This window comes from Pseudoprimorskyibacter insulae, from assembly GCF_900302505.1.
GTDB lineage: Bacteria > Pseudomonadota > Alphaproteobacteria > Rhodobacterales > Rhodobacteraceae > Pseudoprimorskyibacter > Pseudoprimorskyibacter insulae.
Window position 1 is genome coordinate 228,751 of sequence record NZ_OMOJ01000001.1, and the last position, 21,335, is coordinate 250,085.

Below are 21,335 nucleotides of genomic sequence, written 5' to 3' on the forward strand. Positions count from 1 at the left end.
CCGTTTGGTACGGCCCTTTTTCTATGTCCAAGCGTTGCGCGATTGCCGCGCATAGCCCTTTGTCCACCTTTCTTGGGCCATTCTTCATCTGGCGTTGGCATGGCCAGAACGCTATGAGACCCTGAACCTGAGGGACAAAAGCCATGACAGACCAGATCAAACCCCAGCCGGGGATCATGGATATTGCGCTCTATGTTGGCGGCAAAGCCAAGGTTGATGGGGTGGCCAATGTGGTCAAACTCAGCTCGAATGAGAACCCCTTTGGACCCAGCCCCGCAGCGCAAGATGCCATCAAACGTGCCGCGCACGAGGTGCACCGCTATCCCTCGACCGATCATTTGGAACTGCGCACGGCCATTGCCCAGGTCCACAATCTGGACGTCGATCGGATCATCTGCGGTGTCGGCAGCGATGAGATCATCCACTTCCTGTGTCAGGCCTATGTCGGGCAGGGCGATGAGGTCGTCTATACCGAACACGGGTTTTCTATGTACCGCATCAGCACGCTTGCGGCGGGCGGCACCCCGGTTGAGGTGCCCGAAAACCAGCGCATGACCGATGTGGATGCCATTCTGAACGGCTGCACAGACCGCACCAAGCTGGTGTTCATTGCCAACCCCAACAACCCGACCGGTACCATGATCGGTCTGGCCGAGGTGGAGCGTCTGGCAAAAGGTCTGCCCGAAGGTGCTATTCTGGTGCTGGACGGGGCCTATGCCGAATATGTCGCCGGATATGATGGCGGCGCGGGTTTGGTTGAGCGTCGGGACAACGTTGTCATGACGCGCACCTTCTCCAAGATCTACGGTCTGGGCGGAATGCGCGTAGGCTGGGGCTATGCGCCCAAGCCGATCATTGACGTGCTGAACCGCATCCGCGGCCCGTTCAACCTGTCGAACCTTGCGCTGGTCGCTGCCGAAGCCGCCGTGCGCGATCGCGATTATGTGGAACGGTCGCGTTTTGAAAACACCCGCATGCGCACTTGGCTGGCCGAAGCTCTGGCTGAACATGGCGTGCCGTCCGACACCTCGATGGGCAACTTCATCCTTGCGCGGTTCAACTCTCCGGCCGAGGCCCATGCCTGCGACGATTTCCTTCAGAAAGAAGGCCTGATCGTGCGCCGCGTGGACAGCTACAAACTGCCCAACGCGCTACGGATCACCATCGGGGATGAGGCAAGCTGCCGCCGCGCGGCCCATTGCATCGGTCAGTTCAAGGCATCGCGAAAATGACGGTCGTTTTTGAAAAGATTGCCTTTGTCGGTCTTGGCCTGATCGCCTCGTCGATGATCTGGGCGACGAAACGCGCAGGATCGGCCAACACGATCACCGGTTTCGCCCGCAGTCAGGCCACCCGTGATACAGCCCGCCGTATCGGCCTTTGCGATGTGTTCGATACGGTCGAAGAGGCCGTGAAAGACGCCGATCTTGTTGTGCTGGCCGTTCCGGTTGGCGCAATGGGCGCCGTGGCCGAACAAATCGCACCGCATCTGAAGGCTGGCGCGACCGTCACGGATGTCGGCTCGGTCAAGCGGACGGTGATTGAGGCCGTTCAGCCGCATTTGCCGGACAACGTGCATTTCATCCCGGCGCACCCGCTGGCAGGGACCGAACATTCGGGGCCGGAATCGGGCTTTGCGTCGCTGTTCGACAATCGTTGGAACCTGCTTGTTCCGGTCGAAAACACCGACCCCGACGCATTGGCCCGGATGCGGACCTATTGGGAAGGCTTGGGGGCCAACGTCGATGTGATGGAGGCCGAGCACCACGATCTGGTTCTGGCCGTTACCAGCCACACGCCGCACCTGATCGCCTATACCATGGTGGGCGTGGCGGATGATCTGCGCCGCGTGACGGACTCCGAGGTCATCAAGTATTCTGCCGCCGGTTTCCGGGATTTCACCCGGATCGCGGCATCTGACCCGACCATGTGGCGCGATGTGTTTTTGAACAACAAAGACGCCACGCTGGAAATCCTTGGCCGCTTCACCGAAGAACTGTTCGCCCTGCAACGGGCGATCCGCAAAGGTGACGGCGACCACCTACACGCGTATTTTACCCGGACACGGGCGATCCGCCGAGGTATTATCGAAGCCGGGCAGGATACGGATGCGCCGGATTTCGGGCGCTCGAAGGTGGGCAAATGAAGAAAACGATCATTGGTTTGGCCATTGCGGCATCGGTTTTGGCGGCACCTGTGGCCGCAGATGGGCCGAAAACGTCGCTTCGTCCTGTGGCGCGCGCCGCTGTGGAACTGACCGAACCGATGATCTCGACCAACTCGCCCGCGCGGTTGCGCCCGGTCTTGCGCCCGCAGGATCTGGCCCCGCTGGTTTGGTTGCGGGCGGCCCTGCCGTGGAAAGCGCCGATCACGTCGGATGATCTGGCCGCGAACACCGATGGCGTGGCGGTCTATCCCGCCTCGATGGGGCGCAGCCGGTCGCTTCGTCCGCAGATGCGCCCGGATGTCATCGTCGAAAAGGCCTTGGCGCGGCGTCGCGAATTGCGTCGCGGGATGGTCTGCGGCGATCGCGGTTTGCAAGGCGACAATGTGGGCTATGTGCCTGGGAAATTTGACGGTTGTGGCATCCGTGATGCGGTGCGTCTGCGGTCGGTCGAAGGCATCCCGCTCAGCCAAGCGGCGCTGATGGACTGTTCAACAGCGCAAGCCTTGCAAACGTGGGTGCAGCGGTCGCTGATTCCCGGCGTTGGCAATAGTGGCGGCGGTGTCAGCCAGATCCGCGTTGCCGCGCATTACGCTTGCCGGCCGCGCAACAACCAGCCCGGCGCCAAGATTTCGGAACATGGCCGTGGCCGCGCGATCGACATTTCTGGCATCCGGTTGCGCGATGGAACGACTTTGACGGTGCTGAACGATTGGGCCTCGCGCCAGTATGGCAAGTTGATGAAGCGTCTGCACAAGCAGGCCTGCGGGCCATTCGGCACTGTGCTTGGCCCGGAATCGGATCACTTTCATAAGGATCACTTCCATTTCGACACGGCGCGGTATCGCAGCGGGGCCTACTGCCGCTGATGCGTCAGGCCTTGGCGGCCCGCTGACCGGCCCAAAGCCCCGTCGCAAGGCAGGCTGTCAGCAAATATCCGCCGGTCGGCGCGTCCCAATCCAGCATCTCGCCCACGCAATAGGTGCCGGGGCGTTTTTTCAGCATCAGATCAGGCGTCAATTCGTCAAAGGGCACGCCGCCCGCGGTTGAAATCGCCTCGTCCAAGGGGCGCAATCCGTTGTGCGGAACGGTTAGGTTCTTCAGCAAATGGGCCAAAGCCGCCGGATCGTTCGGCAAGGGCCGCGCGACTTCGTTGATCAGGGCCAAGGTGGCAGGCGATAGCCGCGTGACCTTGCGCAGATGGTTCGACAGGCTTTGCTTGCCCCGCGGTTTGGCCAGTTTCGCGGTCAGCGCTTGCCCGGTTTGATCGGGCAGCAGGTCCAATTTCAGGCTGGCCCCATCACGCAACGCAGGCCCAAGCGGATAGATTCCGCCGCCCTCAAACCCTCGGGATGAGATCACCGCCTCACCGCGTGAGGTCAGATCGCCCGCTTTGAAGACTGTGTTTTTCAACGGTGCGCCGAAATGGGCGGTCATATGCTGGGACCAAGTGATCTGAAGCCCAGCATTCGACGGCGCGAACGGAACAAGGCGAATCCCTTCGCCCTCAAAATACGTGCGCCACGCCCCGTCAGAACCCAATCGCGCCCAGCTTCCGCCGCCCAAAGCCAGAATCGTGACCTTGGCATTGGCCAAATAGGGCCCATCCGGCCCGTCCAAGCAGGTCGAATCGCCGTTCCAGCCGATCCAGCGGTGCCCAACCCGCAGATCGAGCCCCTGCGCCTGAAGCTGTGCCATCCACTGCCGCAACAAAGGCGAGGCTTTCATAACAGTCGGAAAAACGCGCCCGCTGGACCCGGTGAACAGGGTTTGCCCTAGGGATTCGGCCCAGTCCTTGACCTGCTGCGGCCCAAACTGTGCGATCATCGGGCGCAGATGCGCGGCATCGCCAAGATATGCGGCCATGAAAGCCTCAAACGGTTCGTCCTTGGTCAGGTTCAGCCCGCTTTTGCCTGCCATCAGGAATTTTCGTCCAACGGTTGGCTTCGCCTCAGCCAAAACAACGGCTCGGCCCGCATCCAAAAGCGCCTGCGCGGCCATCAGCCCAGCCGGGCCGCCCCCAATCACGAAGGCATCCAAGGTTTGAACGGGCAGGGCGGTGTTTTCGGTCATGAGGTCTCTTGCCAAGTGGGGGCGACCGGCACAAGTCTTTGCGCATGAGCGACGATCCGATCTGCCCCCTTTGCGGGCGTCCCATTCCGCCAGACGCCAAGCAAAGCCTGCACCATCTGATTCCCCGATTGAAAGGGGGCAAGAACGGGCCGACCGTTCTGCTTCATCAGATTTGCCACAATGAAATTCACGCCACATTGACAGAGGCCGAGTTGGCGCGCAGCTTTAATTCGATTGCCGCATTGCAGCAGCACCCGCGACTTTCGGCCTTTGTAAAATGGGTGGCCAAGCGCCCACCGAGCTTTCATAAGCGCACAGCAGGTGGGCGGCGAAAGCGCTGAGATCCGCCAAGGCGGCAAAAGAAATTGGCCGCGCCCGCCGCGGGTGGTTATAGTATGGGGACCAATACCAAGGTGTTTTTCTAATGAAGATCTTATTGATTCATCAAAATTTTCCCGGTCAGTACAAACATTTGGCCCCGGCTTTGGTCCAGCTTGGGCATCAGGTCGTCGCGCTGACACCCAAAGTCAAAAAGCAAACCAAGTGGAATGGTGTGAATGTCTTGCCCTACGGCATCAAAGGCAGCAGCACCAAAGGCATTCATCCTTGGCTGATGGATTTCGAAACCAAACTGCTGCGCGGACATAGTTGCTATAACGCGGCGATGCACCTGAAGGAGCTGGGGTTTTCGCCCGATATTATCATGGCGCATCACGGCTGGGGCGAAAGCATGTTCTTGAAAGACGTTTGGCCAAACGCGCGGCTGGGCCTTTACTGTGAACTGTATCACCTGACGACTTACCCGTTCATCAACTTCGATCCCGAATTCCCCAGTCAATCCGAAGAGATGGACCGTTTGCGGATTCGCCTGAAGAATCTGAACAACCGTCTGCACGAAGAGGTCATGGATGCCGGAATTAGCCCTACGCGGTTCCAGGCCGATACATTCCCGGACATCTATCAGGACAGAATCACCGTCTGCCATGACGGCGTGAACACCGAAGCCGTGGTGCCGAATGCCCAGGCGGTGCTGGAACTGACGGATGGCAAGACGGTAACGCGCGATGATGAAGTGATTACCTTCATCAACCGCAACCTAGAACCCTATCGCGGCTATCACGTCTTTATGCGCGCCCTGCCGGAACTGCTGCGCCGTCGTCCAAACGCGCAGGTCGTTCTGCTTGGCGGGGATGAGGTCAGCTATGGTGCCAAAGCGCCGGACGGTAAGACGTGGAAACAGATCTTTATTGATGAGGTCCGGGACCAAATCTCGGACGAGGATTGGGCGCGGGTGCATTACCTTGGCCGCGTGCCGTACAACCGATTCCTTGCGATGATGCAGGTCAGCCGCGTGCACGTTTATCTGACCTATCCCTTCGTTTTGTCGTGGTCGCTGCTAGAGGCGATGAGCGCAGAATGTGCCATTGTCGCCAGCGGCACGGACCCTGTCAAAGAGGTCATGACCGAAGGCGAAACCGGCCGTATGGTCGATTTCTTCGACAAGGAAGCCTTGGTCGAAAAGGTCTGTGATCTGCTGGAGAACGAAGAAGAGCGTCGTCACTTGGGCAAACAGGCGCGCGAATTTGTGGTCAAAAACTATGACTTGCGGAGTGTTTGCCTGCCCAATCAGCTGGATTGGGTGACCAAGCTGGCGCAGCTTTCGCCGCGCCCGCCTTTAGACTGAAGCTTAGAAACGGCTGTCGCGGGCCCGCAACTGACGGGCGCGCGTCAGAATCGCATCTTCCAATGCGCGGGCGGTCGATGCGCTGGCCGGGCCGCTTTTGGTGGCGAGCGCCACTTTCAACGACCGCGCTTCCAATGCCGGGTCCGATACATAGATCGTCGCGCGATAGGCGCGGCCACCGCCCGGCGGGGTGCCGTAACCGGTGGTGATAACGCCGGTAAATGGGTCCACATTGGTAATCGGCAAGAAGTTCAGCACCTCAAGCGACGCATTCCAGATGTACTTGTTTACTGCGCCAAGCTGGCCAAAGTCCTTCTTGGGGGCGAACAGGTCACGCAGGCTGCTGCCCGACTCACCCTTGGCACGAGCCTCTTGCTCTAGCCGTTCTTCCTGCGAAAGGGGCGCTTGTGGCCCGCAGGATACCAAAATGGCGATCACGCCACTCATTAGTGCGATTTTCGGCAAACGCGCATATGTCATGAGCGGTCTCCTGCTTATACAGCCCTCTATCCCCTTTTGAATAACGGTCGAGAGGCACAGGAACAAGTCACAGATTTTCCCGGCCATTTCCGTGACATGGCGAAACCCTGGGCAAATCTTGTGGCAATTGCGCATCACTAATCGCCTTGTTGCCCGTCTGCCGGGACGACGACTTGCAAAGATACGCCTCGAAGGAGCATAGAACCTTCATCAAACCCGGGCTTCCGGATTGGTACGTGCCTTACGAACACATGAGGGAAACAATGAAAAAGATCATTCTTGCCACCACCGCGCTGGTTGCAACCGCTGGCTTCGCCGCCGCTGGCGACATCTCGCTGAACGCAGCTGCTAAAATCGGTGTTGATTACACCGGTAAAGTTGGCGCCGCCAAAGCAACTTCGGTTGTTATCACCGAGCTGGACTTCGGCATCAACGCATCGGGCGAGTCGGACAACGGCGTTGCATTCGGCGCTTCGCTGGACCTCGACACCACCCAGACCGACACCGCAACCACTCAGAACGTGATCGGTGATCCGGAAGCATACATCGCATTCGGCGGCCTGAAGCTGACCGTTGGTGCCGTTGACGCAGCTGACGATGGCATCCAGAACATCGCAGACGCTGGCCTGTTCGGCATCGGCGTTGACAACATCGCAGAAGCATACACCGCTGGCGGTTCGCACAACATCAACGTTTCGTACGCACTTGACTCGGTGTCGTTCGTTGTGTCGACCGGTTCGGACTCCAAAGACGCAGCAATCGCTGTTTCGGGTTCGTTCAGCGGCTTCAACGTTGCAGTTGGCTACAACACCGACAAAACCACCGGTGCTGCAACCAAGAACACCGCAACCCTGGCACTGGGCTACAAAATGGACGCGTTCTCGGTTAACGCTCTGTTCGCTCAGCAGTCGGCAACTGGTGCAAAAGACCTGAACGCAATGGGTCTGAGCGTTGGTTACTCGATGAACGCTCTGACGCTGACCGCAACCTACGCTCAGAACGACTCGGCTCACCCGACCAAAGCCGGCAAGACCCAGTCGGGCTTCGGCATCGGCGCTTCGTATGACCTCGGCGGCGGTCTGTCCGTTGCTGGTGGCTTCGGCGAAGTCAACGACGTGACCCAGGCCGACTTCGGTGTGGCAATGAAGTTCTAATCAACCCTTACGGTTGATTGAACGGGAGAGCGGGCCTTGTGCCCGCTCTCTTGCTTTTTGGGGCCTTGAAACCCGCGCCCCGTTCGGTACATCCCTGTCTCAAACCCTGAGGGAGCCGAAGATGAGCCTGAGCGATATCAAGACACGCATTGCCAAAGCCTGTGACGCCGCGGGGCGCAACGTAGACGACGTGCAGTTGCTGGCAGTGTCCAAGGTTCAGCCCCTCGATCGGGTTGAGGCCGTCTTGCAGGAAGGTCACCGCCTGTTCGGTGAAAACCGCGTGCAAGAGGCGGCGGGGAAATGGCCCGATTTCCAGAAAACCTACCCCGAAGCCAAAGTGCACCTGATCGGACCGCTGCAATCCAACAAAGCCCGCCAAGCGATGGAGCTTTTTGAGGCGATTCATTCCGTCGACCGCCCCAAGCTGGCAACGGCCTTGGCCCGTTTGGCGCAGGAACTTGGCCATTGCCCGGACCTGTTCATTCAGGTGAACACCGGGGAAGAGCCGCAAAAGGCTGGCATCCTGCCGCGAGAGGCGGATGGGTTTATCGCCGAATGCCGCGCGCTCGACCTGCCGATCAAGGGTCTGATGTGCATTCCCCCGGTTGAGGAAACCCCGTCGCTGCATTTCGCCCTGTTGGCCAAAATCGCCAAGCGCAACGATCTGGCCGGGTTATCCATGGGGATGAGCAGCGATTTCGAACAAGCGATTGCACTGGGGGCGACGCATATCCGCGTGGGGTCGGCGATTTTCGGCGACCGTGTCGCGCCAGAGGCCTAGGCTAGCGTTTCGCTGACAACCAAGCGCGTTCCGGCCTCGATCCGCGCGGCGCTCCAGTGCAGATGATCCCGTCGGAAGGCAACGCAACCTTCGGTCGGAAAGCCGGGGCGCCGCCATTGATGTACAAAGATTGCTGAACCCTTCCCGTCCTCGGCATCCGGCCAGTTCCAGTCTGTCACCAGCACCAGATCATAAAGCGGATCGGCGCGGCGCAGCGCCTCATGGCTATGCGGGTAGGGCGTGCGGACATGGGTGTTATAGTCGGGCTGGCCCGAGGCATCGGACCACAAATCGCCAGGTGTAATCGGTTCGGCCCAAGGGACCGGGCGCGCGATACGGTCCGGCCTGTAAAGCATTCCGACGATGGTCATCGCAGCAATCGGCGTGGCCCCGTCGCCTTCACGCTTATCCGCCCGAATGCCGCCGCGCCCAATAGTGCAGGGGAACCGGCGGCCCAAAAATCGGCAGCCCAAGCGGGTTAGAACCAGATCGTCGGCGCTCACAGCATGTGCCCGGACTTGGCGGCTTTGGTCGCCAGATACCGGGCATTGTGCGCGTTTAGTCCCACCTTCAGCGGTACGCGTTCGGTGACCATGATCCCGCATTTCTCCATCATGGCGATCTTGGCGGGGTTGTTGGTCAGCAAACGCACGGATGAAAAGCCCATCTTGCGCAGGATGTCAGATCCAAGGCGGAAGTCGCGTTCATCGTCCTCAAAGCCCAACCGGTGGTTCGCGTCCACAGTATCAAAGCCCTGATCCTGAAGCGAATAGGCCCGCATTTTGTTGGCGAGGCCGATGCCCCGCCCCTCTTGGTTGAGGTAGAGCAGCACGCCCGCGCCTTCTTCGCCCATCTGGGCCAGCGCGGCGTTCAACTGCGGGCCGCAATCGCATTTCAGACTGCCCATCAGATCACCGGTGAAACAGGCCGAATGCAGGCGTGCCAGCACAGGTTTGCTTCGGTCGGGTTTGCCGATCTCAATGGCATAATGTTCTTCTGCGCCGTCCTCGGGGCGGAAGATGTGCAGGCGCGTTGCTTCTGCCGCCGTGATCGGCACGCGGGCCGAGACGATTTCGGATAGGGCGGTCGGCGCCTCAATCAGCGCCTTGGCGCAGGCGGCGTCAATCTCGGTCAGGCCGGACAGGTTGAGCGGAGCCACGGGCGCGGTCAACGGCACGACCAGCGCAGCGGGCAGCAAACGCGCCTCTTTGCACAGGCGGATCGCCAGACGGTGCAGATGCGCAGGCCCTGTGCGGCGGCTTTCCAGCGGGCCTTTCATCGGGGTGCGCAGATCGTCTTCGGGATCGGCCAATGCCTGCACCCAGCGCAATCCAGACCCCGTAGGCACTGCCACGCGGGCCAGATCGCCGTCATAGGCGCGGGCCTTCAGCGTGGCTGCCCGATGGTTGGTGATTGCCAGATCCAGCGCCCCACCCATGCCCTGCAAGGCCGCCAAGCGTTGTACGTTGATCGTTTCCGCCGAGGCGGCCAGCGCGGCATCTGTTCCGTCGCGCAGAACGACCGGCAGGCCCATGCGCAGATCGGCCTTGGCGCGGTTCAGGATTTCGATTTGGGTCGGTGCGATTGTCATGTCGCCTTCTTATATCGGGGCGGGTTGAAACAAATCCAGCCAGTTTCTGTAACATTTGCGCGCCTGCTACACGTCAACGTGAAATCGTTGCAGCAAAACTTGTCGTTTCCGGCCCTTGCTTCCATCTTCCCCCCAACACAGGAGATTTCTGATGGCACAGTTGAAAAACATTCTGCTTGTTGATGACGACGAGGATCTGCGCGAAGCGCTGGCCGAGCAGTTGATTATGACCGAGGACTTTGAGGTCTTTGAGGCCGATAGCGGTGCGACCGCGATGACCCGCGCCAAGGAACAGCTATATGATCTGCTGATCCTTGATGTCGGCCTGCCAGATACCGATGGGCGCGAATTGTGCCGCCTGCTGCGCAAGCAGGGCGTCAAGGCGCCGATCATCATGCTGACGGGCCATGACAGCGATGCGGACACGATCCTTGGGCTGGATGCGGGCGCGAACGACTATGTGACCAAGCCGTTCAAGTTTCCGGTGCTGTTGGCGCGGATCCGCGCCCAACTGCGTCAGCACGAACAGTCCGAAGATGCGGTCTTTGTGCTTGGGCCCTACAGCTTTCGCCCTGCGATGAAACTGCTGGTGACCGAAGACGAACGCAAGATCCGCCTGACCGAAAAAGAGACCAATATCTTGAAGTTTCTATACCGGTCGAACGACGGTGTGGTGCCGCGCGATACCCTGTTGCACGAGGTTTGGGGGTACAATGCTGGGGTCACCACCCATACGCTGGAGACGCATATTTACCGGCTTCGGCAAAAAATTGAACCAGATCCGTCCAATGCCCGCCTTCTTGTGACCGAATCCGGCGGGTATCGTCTGATTGCGTAAAGGCTTCTTGGCGTTTGATGCAAATCAAAGTAGCATGAAAAGAACACCTTTATTCGTAAGGCATCCCGTTGCATGTGCGGGTTATCACATGCACCTCCCTGTTGGACTAGGCCCGGTGAAAATCCGGGTCTTTTTTTTATCCAACCTGTTCCAGCCATTCGGCCACTTCGGTCCTGCGGGACCGCGCCACTGGGATTTCGGTTCCGTCCCTCAGCAGCAGAACAGAATTGCCATTGCGCCGTTCGATCCGGTCGGCGGCTTTGCGGTTCACCCAAAACGACCGGTGTGTTTGCAGGCCATCGGTTTCCGGCAAAGATTCCGTCAGATCCTTGAGCGTTGCCCGCTCCATGAACGTGCCGGTGTCGGTGACAAATTCGACGTAATGTTCGACCGACTTCATATAGATGACATTGCTGGCCGGGATGGTCCGGTTCTTGAGATGCACAACCGCTGCATTCGGTGCAGCACTGGCTTGCGGCGATTGCGCTGTCGCGTCATCTGCCGGGGCTTCGGGCGCATCGGTCTTTTCCGTCGCTTGGTCCAGAAATGAAACGCCCTCAAACTGGGGCAGCATGAATGCCACTGTAAGAAATTCGCAGACTGTGGCGATCACCGCATAGCGCAGGCTTTCCAGAAAAATCGTCCAGCCCCCTGGCCATGGCAGGCCAAACCCTACTCTCGCGATAAGGTATTTCACCAAAACCGCGACAAACAGGCCCCCAAAATTAGAGACAATGTTGGGCATTGGAATATCGGTTCCAAAACGCCGGTTCGCAAAGATGATTACGCAGTACAGGGCGATCCAAAAACCGGTTGCCAGATAGCAGATGGCCAAGAAGACCAAGAAGCGCGATGGCAGGCCCAGCGGGATCGGCATCATCGGTGCATTCAGCAGCGCCACGCATAGGCTAAATAGTACCATAGAGATCGCAAAAAGGCGGGACGTAACAATGTCCCGAACCGCTTGCGACGTCACACGGAAGGCGCGACCGTTCGTGGCAAGTACGCGCAGTTCATGACAATTTTCTTTATTTTCCGCAGCTTTCATAACAATCCAAGTAATGCCGGGTAATTTAAGTACCAATCTCTTTTCTACAGTCTTCGGACCTGACCAGTTCGAGGACATACGGCGCGTCAAACCAATGTCGGACGTGCCAACCTGGCTAGACCCGTGGCTCCCCATGCCACGGGTCATCTATTTCTAGTAAAGCGGTAAACACCCGGTACAAACAGTTCGACCTTACGTTACTAAATTCTTGGTCAACGGGGTGCCTAAACCGGCGACAAGATTCAAGCGAATTCAATCAATGGGGGCGTGGACCCATCGCGCAAATCATAGCAGCCCGCAGACAATAACAATACCAATATTCAATATATCTTAAACCTGCCCTTTCGGTTAGGCGCCGGGGTGCTCATCGGTTTTTCTTGCATTCCAGCGGGCAGGCTGGCACCAGCGGGAAAACAATGCCGGAGGCTCAGATGTCGTTCACCCTTGCCACTTGGAACATCAATTCCGTCCGTCTGCGTGAAGGGCTGGTCGCCAAGTTGATGTCGGAACAGGCCCCCGATGTTCTGTGCCTGCAAGAATGCAAAAGCCCGGTCGAAAAGATCCCGCTAGAAGCGTTCCAAGCGCTTGGTTATCAGCACATCGTTGCCCGTGGTCAAAAGGGCTATAACGGTGTCGCGATCCTGTCGAAAATTCCGATGACCGATGCCGGTGACCGCGATTTTGCTTCGCTTGGTCATGCCCGCCATGTGGCGGCCAAGCTGGAGAACGGCGTGACGGTCCACAACTTTTACGTGCCTGCGGGCGGGGACAAGCCCGACCGCGAGGTGAACGAAAAGTTCGGCCAAAAGCTAGATTACCTGACCGAGATGCGCGACTGGTTCCACGCCGAGATGCCGGAAAAGGCGATCCTTGTCGGCGATCTGAACATTGCCCCGCGTGAAGATGATGTTTGGAACCACAAGCAACTGCTAAAGATCGTCAGCCATACCCCGATTGAGGTTGACCATCTGGCCCAAGTTCAGGACAGCGGCAAATGGGTCGATATCACCCGGCAGGATATTCCCGAAGGGTTGCTTTATAGCTGGTGGTCCTACCGGGCCAAGGATTGGGACGAGGCCGATAAGGGCCGCCGTCTGGATCACGTCTGGGCCACGCCGGATATTTCCTCGGCCGCGCATTCCAGCCGCATCCTGCGCGATGTGCGCGGATGGGAACAACCTTCTGACCACGCGCCGGTCTTTGCGACATTCGATCTGTGATCGGGTAGGCGGGCCTTGGCAGTCCGCCCGTGGAAGGCCATATAGGGGCAAACATATGCCGCAAGGAACATACAATGATTGAACTCGGACAAGCCGCGCCCGTCGCAGACCTGATCAAGGACGTCTCGGAAGCAGACTTCATGGCCGAGGTGGTTGAGGCCAGCAAAACCGTCCCGGTGATCGTCGATTTTTGGGCGCCGTGGTGCGGCCCCTGCAAAACGCTTGGCCCCCAGCTTGAGGCAGCGGTGACCGCCGCCAAAGGCGCGGTGCGCATGGCCAAAGTCAACGTCGATGAAAACCAGATGATCGCCGGCCAATTGCAGGTGCAATCTATCCCGACCGTCTATGCCTTCTGGCAGGGCCAGCCGATTGACGGCTTCCAAGGGGCCGTGCCGGGGTCCGAGATTAAGGCCTTTGTCGAACGTGTGATCGCGGCCTCTGGCGGCGATGCGTCGGGCGGGCTGGATGATGCCGTTGCCGCAGCGGACGAAATGCTGGAACAGGGCGCAGCGGCAGATGCGGCCGAGATTTACGCCGCCATCGTTGGCGAAGAGCCGACGCACAAAGGCGCTTATGCCGGGCTTGTCCGCGCGCAGATTGCCCTTGGCGATTTGGATCAGGCCGAAGCCATCCTGAACGGTGCCCCGGTTGAGATTTCGACCTCGGCTGAGCTTGAGGCCGCGCACGCACAGTTGGAACTGGCGCGTCAGGCTGCGGGGGCCGGACCGGTTGCCGAGTTGACGGCGCAGGTTGAGGCGGACCCGACCAACCATCAGCTGCGCTTTGATCTGGCGCAGGCGCTATTTGCCAATGGCGATGCCGAAGGCGCGGTTGCCCAGCTTCTGGATCTGTTCCGCCGGGACCGTGAATGGAATGACGGCGCGGCCAAGGCCCAGCTGTTCACCATTTTCGAAGCGCTCAAGCCGAATGATCCGGTCGTTCTGAATGGCCGCCGCAAACTCAGCTCGATGATATTTGCCTGATCGTTCCGGTGGGCTAAGTCACCCGGTATGACAAAATATCCCGACCTGCCCGAGACCATTGCCGTTTTCCCCCTTCCGGGGGCACTGCTTTTGCCTCGGGCGCGACTGCCGTTGCATATCTTCGAGCCGCGTTATCTGGCCATGCTGGATGATGCGCTGAAATCCGGCACCCGCATGATCGGCATGGTGCAGCCAACGTCTGCGCCGGATGGGTCGTCTGGCCTGTCGCGGATCGGGTGCGCGGGGCGGATCACCCAATTCTCTGAAACCGAGGATGGGCGCTATATGATCACGCTGACCGGCGTGTCACGGTTCCGCGTTCTGCGCGAAGTGGATGGGTTTACCCCCTATCGCCGCTGCGATGTCAGCTGGTCCGGGTTTGAGCGCGATCAGGGCGGGGTTGAACGGGACGAAGGTTTTGACCGGCCTGCCTTCATGGCGTTGCTGGATCGGTATTTCGATGGTCAAAATCTGGATGTGGATTGGGGTACGCTTGAGGATGCCGAGGATGAATTGCTGGTCAATTCATTGTCGATGCTGCTGGATTTCGGCCCCGAAGACAAACAGGCCCTACTGGAAGCGCCGTCGCTGACAACCCGGCGCGAAACGCTGGTGACCTTGATCGAATATGCCCTGCGGGGCGGCATTACAAAGGACTTTCTGCAATGAGCGAATATGGTTTCGACCGTCGGATGTTGGAAGCGCTGGTCTGCCCGCAGACGCAGCAGCGGCTGGAGTATGACGCGGACCGCCAAGAGCTGGTCAGCAAGGCCGCAGGCTTGGCTTTTCCGATCCGCGACGGCATTCCTGTGATGCTGATTGATGAAGCGCGCGCGCTGGAATAGCGGCGGTTTGGGGCGCTGCCCCGTCTGCGCGAGGCGCAGACTCCCCGGGATATTTTGGGTCAGAAAATACATATGAAAAGGCCCGCCGGAAGGACGGGCCTTTTGCGTTTTGGGCCTTACGATCCTGAGATCATTTCCGACTGGCGGACGATCACTTCGGCCTGTTTGATCGAAGCGATATCGACCAGACGGCCTTTGTAGACGGTTGCGCCTTCGCCATTCGCCTTGGCCTGTTCCATCGCGGCGAGGATTTCGCGCGCTTCGGCAACGGCGGCTTCGGATGGGGTGAAGACCTCATTGGCCAGCGTGATCTGCTTGGGGTGGATCGCCCATTTGCCGACCATGCCCAGCGTGGCTGAGCGCAGCGCCTGCGCGCGGAACCCTTCGTCATCCGAGAAGTCGCCGAAGGGACCATCGACCGGCAGAACGCCATGGGTGCGGCAGGCGGCGACGATGGCGGCCTGTGCCCAGTGCCACGGATCGGACCAGTGTTTCTGGCCTTCGTGTAGCATGTAGTAGTTTTCTTGCGTGCCGCCGATGCCGGTGGTGGCCATGCCCATTGATGCGGCAAAGTCGGCGGCACCAAGGCTCATTGCCTCAAGGCGGGGGGAGGCTGCGGCGATTTCTTCGACATGGGCGATGCCGGCGGCTGATTCGATGATGACTTCGAACTTGATCGGCTTGGTGCGGCCTTTTGCACGCTCAATCGCGGTGACCAGCGCGTCAACGGCATAGATGTCAGCGGCGCAGCCCACTTTGGGGATCATGATCTGGTCAAGGCGGTCGGATGCCTGTTCCAGCAGGTCAACCACATCGCGATACCAGTAGGGGGTATCGAGGCCGTTGATACGGACCGACAATGTCTTGGTGCCCCAGTCGATTTCACCAATTGCTTTGATGATATTGGCGCGGGCGCTGTCCTTATCCGACGGCGCGACCGAGTCTTCGAGGTCGAGATTGATGACATCGGCGGCGCTGGCGGCCATTTTTTCGAAGATTGCAGGGCGCGAGCCCGGTCCAAACAGCTGGCAGCGGTTGGGGCGGGCCGGGGCGGTGGGTTGGATGCGGAAGGACATCGGAGCCTCATCAGGTAATGAAATTGCGGATTTCTTGGATAATTCGGTATTAAATTACGCTGCGCTGCGCAAGTGTCTTTTGCGGGTGCAGCGAATGGTGGGTTGGGGTCTGTTCGAAGAATCTTCGAAAAAAGTACTGATTTGAGCAAAAATTTCCCACCCTATCGCGATGATTGGGAAAGATTGCAAAGAATTTCAGGGTCAGATGACGCAGACTCGGCATAAGCCTGAGTGGAGTGTTACGATGATTCAGACCCCTTATTTGCTGTTTCTGGGCGATGCGCCCGATGGACTGGCTGCCAAAGTCGCCCAAGGTATTCGCGATTGGCGGCCCGATCAGTGCGTTGGCCAGTTCCGCCTTGAAGGGTGCAAAGCCGATCTGGGCTTGCCGGATATGAGCCTGGCCGATGCCTATGCCAATGGTGCGCGGACGCTGGTGATTGGCGTGGCCAACCGTGGCGGCGTGATTTCGCAAAGCTGGCGGGCGGTGCTGCTGGAAGCGCTGGAGATCGGCTATGATCTGGCGTCGGGGCTGCACAACCTGCTGCGCAATGACAATGCGCTTGCTGCCGCCGCGCAGGTGCATGGCCGCACGCTTCATGATGTGCGTGTGCCGGGCGTGGCTTATCCGATCGCCACGGGTGAGAAACGCACGGGCAAGCGCGTGCTGGCCGTTGGCACCGATTGTTCGGTTGGCAAGATGTACACCGCGCTGGCGCTGGAACGCGACATGGTCGCCCTTGGGATGAAGGCAACCTTCCGCGCCACGGGCCAAACGGGGATCTTGATCACCGGCGCGGGCGTGCCGCTGGATGCGGTGATTGCCGATTTCATGGCTGGGTCGATTGAATATCTGACCCCGGACAACGATGCGGATCATTGGGACATTATCGAAGGGCAGGGCAGCCTGTTCCACGCGTCCTATTCCGGGGTGAGCCTTGCCTTGATCCACGGTGGCCAGCCCGATGCGCTGGTGATCTGCCATGAGCCGACCCGCACGCACATGCGCGGTCTGCCGGGCTATGCGCTGCCGTCGCTTGAGGCGGTGCGCGACACGGCCCTGACCATGGCGCATGTGGTCAATCCGAACTGCAAAGTCGTCGGGGTGTCGGTGAACACCAAGGCGATGGGCGAGGATGAAGCGCGGGCCTATCTGGCGAAGGTTGAAGCCCAGGTGGGCGTGCCTGCTGTCGATCCGTTCCGCCACGGGGCAACCCGGTTGGCAGAGGCTTTGGCCGCACTGTAAGAAACAAACGGGGCGCCTGCGGCAAGCGGTGCGCCCTTTTTGCGTATTTATCAAAGAGAAGAAGCAAGAGGACCGCCATGATCGAGGTGCTGCGCGATACGTTCAAACTGGCTGAGGTGTTTACTATCTCGCGCGGGTCGCGGACCGAGGCGCAGGTGTTGACGGTCCAGATCACGCGGGGCGGCTATGTGGGGCGCGGCGAATGCGTGCCCTATGCGCGGTACAATGAGACGCTGGACAGCGTTGCGGCTGAGATTGTGGCTTTGCCGGAAGGCATTGACCATAAGGCGGCCTTGGCCGCGCTTCCGGCGGGGGCCGCGCGCAATGCGGTGGATTGTGCCTTTTGGGACTTGGCGGCGAAACAGGCCGGGCAACGCGTTTGGGAATTGCTCGATTTGCCCGCGCCGGGGCCGATGATGACCGCCTATACCCTGTCGCTTGATACGCCTGATGCGATGGAGGCATCGGCCCGGCGTCATGCGCATCGGCCTTTGCTCAAGATCAAGCTAGGCACGCCCGATGACATGCCCCGGCTTGAGGCGGTGCGGCGCGGTGCGCCTGAAGCGCGTATCATCGTTGACGCAAATGAGGGGTGGAGCGCCGAGGTCTATTCCGAACTGGCGCCGCATCTGTTGCGTCTTGGCGTGGCCTTGGTTGAACAGCCTTTGCCGGCCGCTGAAGATGAGGCCTTGATTGGAATGGCGCGGCCTGTGCCTGTGTGCGCCGATGAAAGCTGCCATGACCGGGGCAGCCTGCCTGCGCTGAGGGGCAAGTATGATCTGGTGAACATTAAGCTGGACAAGACCGGCGGTCTGACCGAGGCGCTGGCGCTGCGGGATGCGGCGCGGGCCGAAGGCTATGGCGTGATGGTCGGCTGTATGGTCGGATCGTCCTTGGCGATGGCCCCAGCGGTGCTGGTGGCGCAGGGGGCAGAAGTGGTGGATTTGGATGGGCCTTTGCTGTTGGCCGAAGATCGTCAACCGCCACTGGACTATGACGCGGCATGTGTGCATCCGCCTGTGGCGGCGCTTTGGGGCTAAAGCCGTTCACGGTAACTTATTAGACTTTTCATTGGCTTGACTGTCTGGCCTGTCTGCATAATGGCGGGCGGGCGCGATTTTGCGCGAACGACAGGACATTGGAAAAGACCATGACATCCCAAACAATTGTGCGCCGCCTGATTTCTGCGGCTGTCGTTGCGAGTGCTTTATTTGCCCAAACCCACACGGCCACTGCCGAAGAGATGATCCAGTGGACGCCGAAACTGACCCGCGACGGGCAGAAAGGTTATGCCGCTGCGATGGAGAAGCCAAAGAACTATGCCTTTGCGCTGAACAACAAGTCGGCCTGGGGATCGGGTTGGAATTTCGACACGGCCGAAGGCGCGCGCGACCGAGCGCTGAAAGGGTGCCGGAAGTGGGTGAAACCGGGGCAGGCCGATTGCGTGGTCTATATGCTGAACGGTGAGGTCGTCGCGGGCGAACAGGTGACCACGAAGAAAATCACCAAGCGTTATAAGGCGATCAGCGGCAAGCAAGCGGCGGCATTTTTCGGCCTGCGCGATGTGAGCTTTGCCGTGAATCGCTCGGCGGCGGTTGCCGAGTATGAAAAATTTCAGGCCACGGGCAAATACCCAGCCAACGACCAAAGCCTGACGAAACTGCTGATGGGCAACAGCATCACCTCAACCGCCAATGGCGGCTATGCCATCGTGTTCGATGACAAAGGGGTGCTTTGGGCCAACAAGGCCGGGTCGAACAACATTCTGGCGGTTCAGTTCCGCCAGTGGCTGGTGACCAAGAACGGTTTGTTCTGCATGTTCGATGGGGCGTTTACCTCGACCGGGAAAAAGGTGGGTTCGCGCTGTGTGGCAATTTCCAGCATCGGGGGCGGCAAGGTGGAATGGCAGGGCCTCAGCTATGACGGCAAGCCAAAGACCAGCTTCCTTGTTGCGGGCGATGCAGCAACGACCACGGGCAAATAACGCGATGGCGTCTTGACGTCGGGGCGTTTGCCAAGAATGTAAGGCGCAGTTGAAAAGGAGAGCCTCATGCGCACCGTTTATGTAAATGGAGAATACCTGCCGGAAACCGAAGCCAAGGTTTCGATCTTCGACCGAGCGTTCTTGATGGCGGACGGCGTGTATGAGGTGACCTCGGTTCTGGATGGCAAGCTGATCGACTTCGAAGGCCACTTTGTGCGCCTTCAGCGGTCGCTGAGTGAGCTGGACATTGCTGAGCCTTGCACGCGTGACGAACTGCTAGAGATCCACCGCGAACTGGTTCGCGTGAACGAGATCCACGATGGTCTGGTGTATCTGCAAGTGACCCGCGGTTCGGACGGTGATCGGGATTTCGTGTTCCCGAACCCCGAAACCACCAAACCGACGCTGGTTCTGTTCACCCAGTCCAAGCCGGGCATCATGGATAGCGCGGCCTCGAAGAACGGGATCAAGGTCATCTCGATTGAGGATCTGCGCTGGCATCGCCGCGACATCAAGACGGTGCAGTTGCTGTACCCGTCGATGGGCAAGATGATGGCCAAGAAAGCGGGCTGCGATGATGCATGGCTGGTCGAAGATGGCTTTGTGACCGAGGGCACCTCGAACAACGCCTATATCGTCAAGGGCAACAAGATCATCACCCGCGCCCTGTCGAACGACATTCTGCATGGGATCACCCGCGCGGCAGTTCTGCGTTTCGCGCAAGAGGCGCAGATGGAAGTCGAAGAGCGCAATTTCACCATCGCTGAGGCGCAAGACGCGGATGAGGCATTTGTCACTTCGGCAACGACCTTCGTGATGCCGGTGGTTGAGATCGACGGCGCCAAGATCGGTGACGGCGTTCCGGGCGCAAAGGCCAAGCGTCTGCGCGAGATTTATCTGGAAGAAAGCATCAAAGCCGGGGTCTGATCCGGGCTTAAGGCTGAAATCGAAGCGGGCGCCCTAGGGCGCCCGTTTGCGTTACTGCTTGTCGGTGACGTTTTCTTTGAACGCCACTTCGAAGGCGGCTTGTTTGTCGGCGCTCGCCTCGGTCTGGTTTTGGTTTTTCCAGTCATCATAGGGCATGCCGTAGAAGGCTTCGCGCCCTTCGTCCTTGGTCATCGGGATGCCGCGTTCGTTCGCGGCTTCTTGATACCAGCGTGACAGGCAGTTCCGGCAGAAGCCCGCTAGGTTCATCAGGTCGATGTTCTGCACATCGGTGCGGTCTTCTTGCAGGTGCTTTTGCAGGCGGCGGAAGGCGGCGGCTTCAAGCTCGATCCGGGTTTGGTCGTCCATGGTATCCTCCTCGGTCAGTCGGCCACTTGGGCCAAAGCGTGTTCCAGCATCGGGGCAAGGCGTTCGCCCCAGGCCTTTTGATGGCGTTCATCTTCGATCAGGTCGTTGCGAAGCTCAATCAATGTGTTGTTGCGGCCATGTTTCAGCGCGTGGCGGTCAATGGCATCGCCCGGCAGATGGCCGGGGTAGGGTTCATTCCGGCCAACGACGATGTCGGGTTCTTGTTCCAGCCGCGCAATCAGCGGATCGGATAGGCGCGCGTCATAGGCGTGCAGAATTCCCACATGCCACGGGCGCGACGGCCTGCCGCGCAACTGACGGGTAAAGCTGTGGATCGCCACGATCACCGTATCGTCGCGCTGGGCGGCGATTTGCTCCAAGGCTTTGTGATAGGGGCGGTGATAGGCGTTCAGACGGCGCTCTTTTTCCGCCGCATCGGCATAGCGATTGCCGGGAATGATCGACCCATCATAAAGGCGCATCAGGATCGTCGGATCATGTTCGCCCCGGTTCGGGTCAATCACGAGGCGAGAGAAGTTCGATAGAATCGCCGGGCAGCCCAATGCCTCGGCCAAGGCAAGCGTGACGCCCGCAGCGCCCACATCATAGGCAATATGCCTGTTCATATCGTCATCGGGCAGGCCCAAGCTGCCGCCAAGGTCCGGTGGAACGGTATTTGCAGCATGATCGCAGGTGATCAGCCAGCGGCTTTTGCGCGAAGCGCCTTCGATATGGTAGGGAAAATACGTCATAGCTCTGTCATGTCTGTTGGGCATTGCATAGAGCAGTTGCGCTTCCAATGGAAATGGGCAATAAAGCATCATGCCTGTTAGCGGTAACAAGACATGGATCGCCCGGCCCTTGCCGTGCGGGAA

Annotated in this window: 25 protein-coding genes; 17 read left to right on the plus strand and 8 right to left on the minus strand. The window is 59.4% G+C overall.

What is annotated here, in order from left to right; translation table 11 throughout:
• Window positions 1-143: 143 nt before the first annotated feature.
• From hisC to PRI8871_RS01200, 3 genes are read left to right on the plus strand one after another with little or no spacing between them, the layout of a single operon-like run.
• Window positions 144-1,232, plus strand: coding sequence for a histidinol-phosphate transaminase (hisC, locus tag PRI8871_RS01190; protein WP_108884359.1), 1,089 nt, complete (start codon window positions 144-146; stop codon window positions 1,230-1,232).
• The gene (locus PRI8871_RS01195) at window positions 1,229-2,146 is read left to right on the plus strand and encodes a prephenate/arogenate dehydrogenase family protein (protein WP_108884360.1); all 918 of its coding nucleotides are present in this window, start codon (window positions 1,229-1,231) and stop codon (window positions 2,144-2,146) included. The genes hisC and PRI8871_RS01195 overlap by 4 nt, the downstream gene beginning before the upstream one ends.
• The gene (locus PRI8871_RS01200; RefSeq protein WP_108884361.1) at window positions 2,143-3,033 is read left to right on the plus strand and encodes an extensin-like domain-containing protein; all 891 of its coding nucleotides are present in this window, start codon (window positions 2,143-2,145) and stop codon (window positions 3,031-3,033) included. Before PRI8871_RS01195 ends, PRI8871_RS01200 begins: the two co-directional genes overlap by 4 nt.
• Window positions 3,034-3,037: 4 nt before the next feature.
• On the opposite strand, the gene PRI8871_RS01205 is transcribed toward PRI8871_RS01200, so the two are convergent.
• On the minus strand, window positions 3,038-4,237 hold the full coding sequence (locus tag PRI8871_RS01205) for a TIGR03862 family flavoprotein (RefSeq protein WP_108884362.1): 1,200 nt from the start codon (window positions 4,235-4,237) through the stop codon (window positions 3,038-3,040).
• Window positions 4,238-4,281: 44 nt separating this feature from the next.
• Between PRI8871_RS01205 and PRI8871_RS01210 the strand changes: the two genes are divergently transcribed.
• Entirely contained in the window at window positions 4,282-4,578 is a 297-nt protein-coding gene (locus PRI8871_RS01210) for an HNH endonuclease (protein WP_108884363.1), read from the plus strand.
• An 83-nt stretch (window positions 4,579-4,661) separates the two neighbouring features.
• Window positions 4,662-5,921 carry a glycosyltransferase family 4 protein gene (locus tag PRI8871_RS01215; RefSeq protein WP_108884364.1) on the plus strand — a complete coding sequence of 420 codons (1,260 nt, stop codon included), beginning with the start codon at window positions 4,662-4,664 and terminating at the stop codon, window positions 5,919-5,921.
• 3 nt (window positions 5,922-5,924) lie between these two features.
• On the opposite strand, the gene PRI8871_RS01220 is transcribed toward PRI8871_RS01215, so the two are convergent.
• On the minus strand, window positions 5,925-6,401 hold the full coding sequence (locus tag PRI8871_RS01220; RefSeq protein WP_108884365.1) for a DUF3576 domain-containing protein: 477 nt from the start codon (window positions 6,399-6,401) through the stop codon (window positions 5,925-5,927).
• A gap of 263 nt (window positions 6,402-6,664) precedes the next feature.
• Here PRI8871_RS01220 and PRI8871_RS01225 point away from each other — a divergent pair, with 263 nt between their 5' ends.
• Entirely contained in the window at window positions 6,665-7,555 is an 891-nt protein-coding gene (locus PRI8871_RS01225; protein WP_181389336.1) for a porin, read from the plus strand.
• A gap of 121 nt (window positions 7,556-7,676) precedes the next feature.
• Window positions 7,677-8,336 carry a YggS family pyridoxal phosphate-dependent enzyme gene (locus PRI8871_RS01230; protein WP_108884367.1) on the plus strand — a complete coding sequence of 220 codons (660 nt, stop codon included), beginning with the start codon at window positions 7,677-7,679 and terminating at the stop codon, window positions 8,334-8,336.
• On the opposite strand, the gene PRI8871_RS01235 is transcribed toward PRI8871_RS01230, so the two are convergent.
• Together PRI8871_RS01235 and ribA are read right to left on the minus strand one after the other, a co-directional pair.
• On the minus strand, window positions 8,333-8,839 hold the full coding sequence (locus PRI8871_RS01235) for a L,D-transpeptidase family protein (RefSeq protein ID WP_181389337.1): 507 nt from the start codon (window positions 8,837-8,839) through the stop codon (window positions 8,333-8,335). The genes PRI8871_RS01230 and PRI8871_RS01235 overlap by 4 nt on opposite strands.
• Entirely contained in the window at window positions 8,836-9,927 is a 1,092-nt protein-coding gene (gene ribA / locus PRI8871_RS01240; RefSeq protein ID WP_108884368.1) for a GTP cyclohydrolase II, read from the minus strand. The genes PRI8871_RS01235 and ribA overlap by 4 nt, the downstream gene beginning before the upstream one ends.
• Window positions 9,928-10,078: 151 nt before the next feature.
• Here ribA and PRI8871_RS01245 point away from each other — a divergent pair, with 151 nt between their 5' ends.
• On the plus strand, window positions 10,079-10,765 hold the full coding sequence (locus tag PRI8871_RS01245; protein WP_108884369.1) for a response regulator transcription factor: 687 nt from the start codon (window positions 10,079-10,081) through the stop codon (window positions 10,763-10,765).
• 136 nt (window positions 10,766-10,901) lie between these two features.
• On the opposite strand, the gene PRI8871_RS01250 is transcribed toward PRI8871_RS01245, so the two are convergent.
• Window positions 10,902-11,687 (minus strand): LytTR family DNA-binding domain-containing protein, encoded by a 786-nt coding sequence (locus PRI8871_RS01250; protein ID WP_181389338.1) that lies wholly within the window; start codon window positions 11,685-11,687, stop codon window positions 10,902-10,904.
• 557 nt (window positions 11,688-12,244) lie between these two features.
• On the opposite strand from PRI8871_RS01250, the gene PRI8871_RS01255 reads away from it, so the two are divergent.
• From PRI8871_RS01255 to PRI8871_RS01270, 4 genes are all read left to right on the plus strand, one after another.
• Complete coding sequence (locus tag PRI8871_RS01255) at window positions 12,245-13,033, plus strand: exodeoxyribonuclease III (protein ID WP_108884371.1); 789 nt, start codon at window positions 12,245-12,247, stop codon at window positions 13,031-13,033.
• Between the two features lie 74 nt (window positions 13,034-13,107).
• Complete coding sequence (locus tag PRI8871_RS01260; protein ID WP_108884372.1) at window positions 13,108-14,016, plus strand: thioredoxin family protein; 909 nt, start codon at window positions 13,108-13,110, stop codon at window positions 14,014-14,016.
• Window positions 14,017-14,043: 27 nt separating this feature from the next.
• Window positions 14,044-14,685 (plus strand): LON peptidase substrate-binding domain-containing protein, encoded by a 642-nt coding sequence (locus PRI8871_RS01265; RefSeq protein ID WP_108884373.1) that lies wholly within the window; start codon window positions 14,044-14,046, stop codon window positions 14,683-14,685.
• Window positions 14,682-14,861 carry a Trm112 family protein gene (locus tag PRI8871_RS01270; protein ID WP_108884374.1) on the plus strand — a complete coding sequence of 60 codons (180 nt, stop codon included), beginning with the start codon at window positions 14,682-14,684 and terminating at the stop codon, window positions 14,859-14,861. The genes PRI8871_RS01265 and PRI8871_RS01270 overlap by 4 nt, the downstream gene beginning before the upstream one ends.
• Window positions 14,862-14,977: 116 nt before the next feature.
• On the opposite strand, the gene PRI8871_RS01275 is transcribed toward PRI8871_RS01270, so the two are convergent.
• A complete protein-coding gene (locus PRI8871_RS01275; protein ID WP_108884375.1) occupies window positions 14,978-15,937 on the minus strand; it encodes an L-malyl-CoA/beta-methylmalyl-CoA lyase in 960 nt (319 codons plus the stop codon).
• On the opposite strand from PRI8871_RS01275, the gene PRI8871_RS19475 reads away from it, so the two are divergent.
• From PRI8871_RS19475 to PRI8871_RS01295, 5 genes are all read left to right on the plus strand, one after another.
• Window positions 15,822-16,082 carry a hypothetical protein gene (locus PRI8871_RS19475; RefSeq protein ID WP_181389386.1) on the plus strand — a complete coding sequence of 87 codons (261 nt, stop codon included), beginning with the start codon at window positions 15,822-15,824 and terminating at the stop codon, window positions 16,080-16,082. The two genes, PRI8871_RS01275 and PRI8871_RS19475, sit on opposite strands and share 116 nt — an antisense overlap.
• Before the next feature lie 99 nt (window positions 16,083-16,181).
• Window positions 16,182-17,183 (plus strand): N-acetyltransferase DgcN, encoded by a 1,002-nt coding sequence (dgcN, locus tag PRI8871_RS01280; RefSeq protein WP_108884376.1) that lies wholly within the window; start codon window positions 16,182-16,184, stop codon window positions 17,181-17,183.
• Between the two features lie 77 nt (window positions 17,184-17,260).
• Complete coding sequence (gene dgcA, locus PRI8871_RS01285; protein WP_108884377.1) at window positions 17,261-18,223, plus strand: N-acetyl-D-Glu racemase DgcA; 963 nt, start codon at window positions 17,261-17,263, stop codon at window positions 18,221-18,223.
• A 110-nt stretch (window positions 18,224-18,333) separates the two neighbouring features.
• Complete coding sequence (locus PRI8871_RS01290) at window positions 18,334-19,167, plus strand: hypothetical protein (protein WP_146188626.1); 834 nt, start codon at window positions 18,334-18,336, stop codon at window positions 19,165-19,167.
• A gap of 66 nt (window positions 19,168-19,233) precedes the next feature.
• Entirely contained in the window at window positions 19,234-20,094 is an 861-nt protein-coding gene (locus PRI8871_RS01295) for a D-amino-acid transaminase (protein ID WP_108884379.1), read from the plus strand.
• A gap of 51 nt (window positions 20,095-20,145) precedes the next feature.
• Here the strand turns inward: PRI8871_RS01295 and PRI8871_RS01300 are convergent, their stop codons facing one another.
• Both PRI8871_RS01300 and PRI8871_RS01305 read right to left on the minus strand, forming a co-directional pair.
• Window positions 20,146-20,460, minus strand: coding sequence for a DUF1244 domain-containing protein (locus PRI8871_RS01300; protein WP_108884380.1), 315 nt, complete (start codon window positions 20,458-20,460; stop codon window positions 20,146-20,148).
• Window positions 20,461-20,474: 14 nt separating this feature from the next.
• Window positions 20,475-21,212 carry an N-formylglutamate amidohydrolase gene (locus PRI8871_RS01305; protein ID WP_108884381.1) on the minus strand — a complete coding sequence of 246 codons (738 nt, stop codon included), beginning with the start codon at window positions 21,210-21,212 and terminating at the stop codon, window positions 20,475-20,477.
• Window positions 21,213-21,335 lie beyond the last annotated feature (123 nt).

Bases quoted from the DNA above. Each gene is read 5' to 3' on its own strand.
- hisC (WP_108884359.1), top strand. From the start codon at position 144: ATGACAGACCAGATCAAACCCCAGCCGGGGATCATGGATATTGCGCTC.
- PRI8871_RS01195 (WP_108884360.1), top strand. From the start codon at position 1,229: ATGACGGTCGTTTTTGAAAAGATTGCCTTTGTCGGTCTTGGCCTGATC.
- PRI8871_RS01200 (WP_108884361.1), top strand. From the start codon at position 2,143: ATGAAGAAAACGATCATTGGTTTGGCCATTGCGGCATCGGTTTTGGCG.
- PRI8871_RS01205 (WP_108884362.1), bottom strand. From the start codon at position 4,237: ATGACCGAAAACACCGCCCTGCCCGTTCAAACCTTGGATGCCTTCGTG.
- PRI8871_RS01210 (WP_108884363.1), top strand. From the start codon at position 4,282: ATGAGCGACGATCCGATCTGCCCCCTTTGCGGGCGTCCCATTCCGCCA.
- PRI8871_RS01215 (WP_108884364.1), top strand. From the start codon at position 4,662: ATGAAGATCTTATTGATTCATCAAAATTTTCCCGGTCAGTACAAACAT.
- PRI8871_RS01220 (WP_108884365.1), bottom strand. From the start codon at position 6,401: ATGACATATGCGCGTTTGCCGAAAATCGCACTAATGAGTGGCGTGATC.
- PRI8871_RS01225 (WP_181389336.1), top strand. From the start codon at position 6,665: ATGAAAAAGATCATTCTTGCCACCACCGCGCTGGTTGCAACCGCTGGC.
- PRI8871_RS01230 (WP_108884367.1), top strand. From the start codon at position 7,677: ATGAGCCTGAGCGATATCAAGACACGCATTGCCAAAGCCTGTGACGCC.
- ribA (WP_108884368.1), bottom strand. From the start codon at position 9,927: ATGACAATCGCACCGACCCAAATCGAAATCCTGAACCGCGCCAAGGCC.
- PRI8871_RS01245 (WP_108884369.1), top strand. From the start codon at position 10,079: ATGGCACAGTTGAAAAACATTCTGCTTGTTGATGACGACGAGGATCTG.
- PRI8871_RS01250 (WP_181389338.1), bottom strand. From the start codon at position 11,687: ATGGTACTATTTAGCCTATGCGTGGCGCTGCTGAATGCACCGATGATG.
- PRI8871_RS01255 (WP_108884371.1), top strand. From the start codon at position 12,245: ATGTCGTTCACCCTTGCCACTTGGAACATCAATTCCGTCCGTCTGCGT.
- PRI8871_RS01260 (WP_108884372.1), top strand. From the start codon at position 13,108: ATGATTGAACTCGGACAAGCCGCGCCCGTCGCAGACCTGATCAAGGAC.
- PRI8871_RS01265 (WP_108884373.1), top strand. From the start codon at position 14,044: ATGACAAAATATCCCGACCTGCCCGAGACCATTGCCGTTTTCCCCCTT.
- PRI8871_RS01270 (WP_108884374.1), top strand. From the start codon at position 14,682: ATGAGCGAATATGGTTTCGACCGTCGGATGTTGGAAGCGCTGGTCTGC.
- PRI8871_RS19475 (WP_181389386.1), top strand. From the start codon at position 15,822: ATGACATCGGCGGCGCTGGCGGCCATTTTTTCGAAGATTGCAGGGCGC.
- PRI8871_RS01275 (WP_108884375.1), bottom strand. From the start codon at position 15,937: ATGTCCTTCCGCATCCAACCCACCGCCCCGGCCCGCCCCAACCGCTGC.
- dgcN (WP_108884376.1), top strand. From the start codon at position 16,182: ATGATTCAGACCCCTTATTTGCTGTTTCTGGGCGATGCGCCCGATGGA.
- dgcA (WP_108884377.1), top strand. From the start codon at position 17,261: ATGATCGAGGTGCTGCGCGATACGTTCAAACTGGCTGAGGTGTTTACT.
- PRI8871_RS01290 (WP_146188626.1), top strand. From the start codon at position 18,334: ATGACATCCCAAACAATTGTGCGCCGCCTGATTTCTGCGGCTGTCGTT.
- PRI8871_RS01295 (WP_108884379.1), top strand. From the start codon at position 19,234: ATGCGCACCGTTTATGTAAATGGAGAATACCTGCCGGAAACCGAAGCC.
- PRI8871_RS01300 (WP_108884380.1), bottom strand. From the start codon at position 20,460: ATGGACGACCAAACCCGGATCGAGCTTGAAGCCGCCGCCTTCCGCCGC.
- PRI8871_RS01305 (WP_108884381.1), bottom strand. From the start codon at position 21,212: ATGACGTATTTTCCCTACCATATCGAAGGCGCTTCGCGCAAAAGCCGC.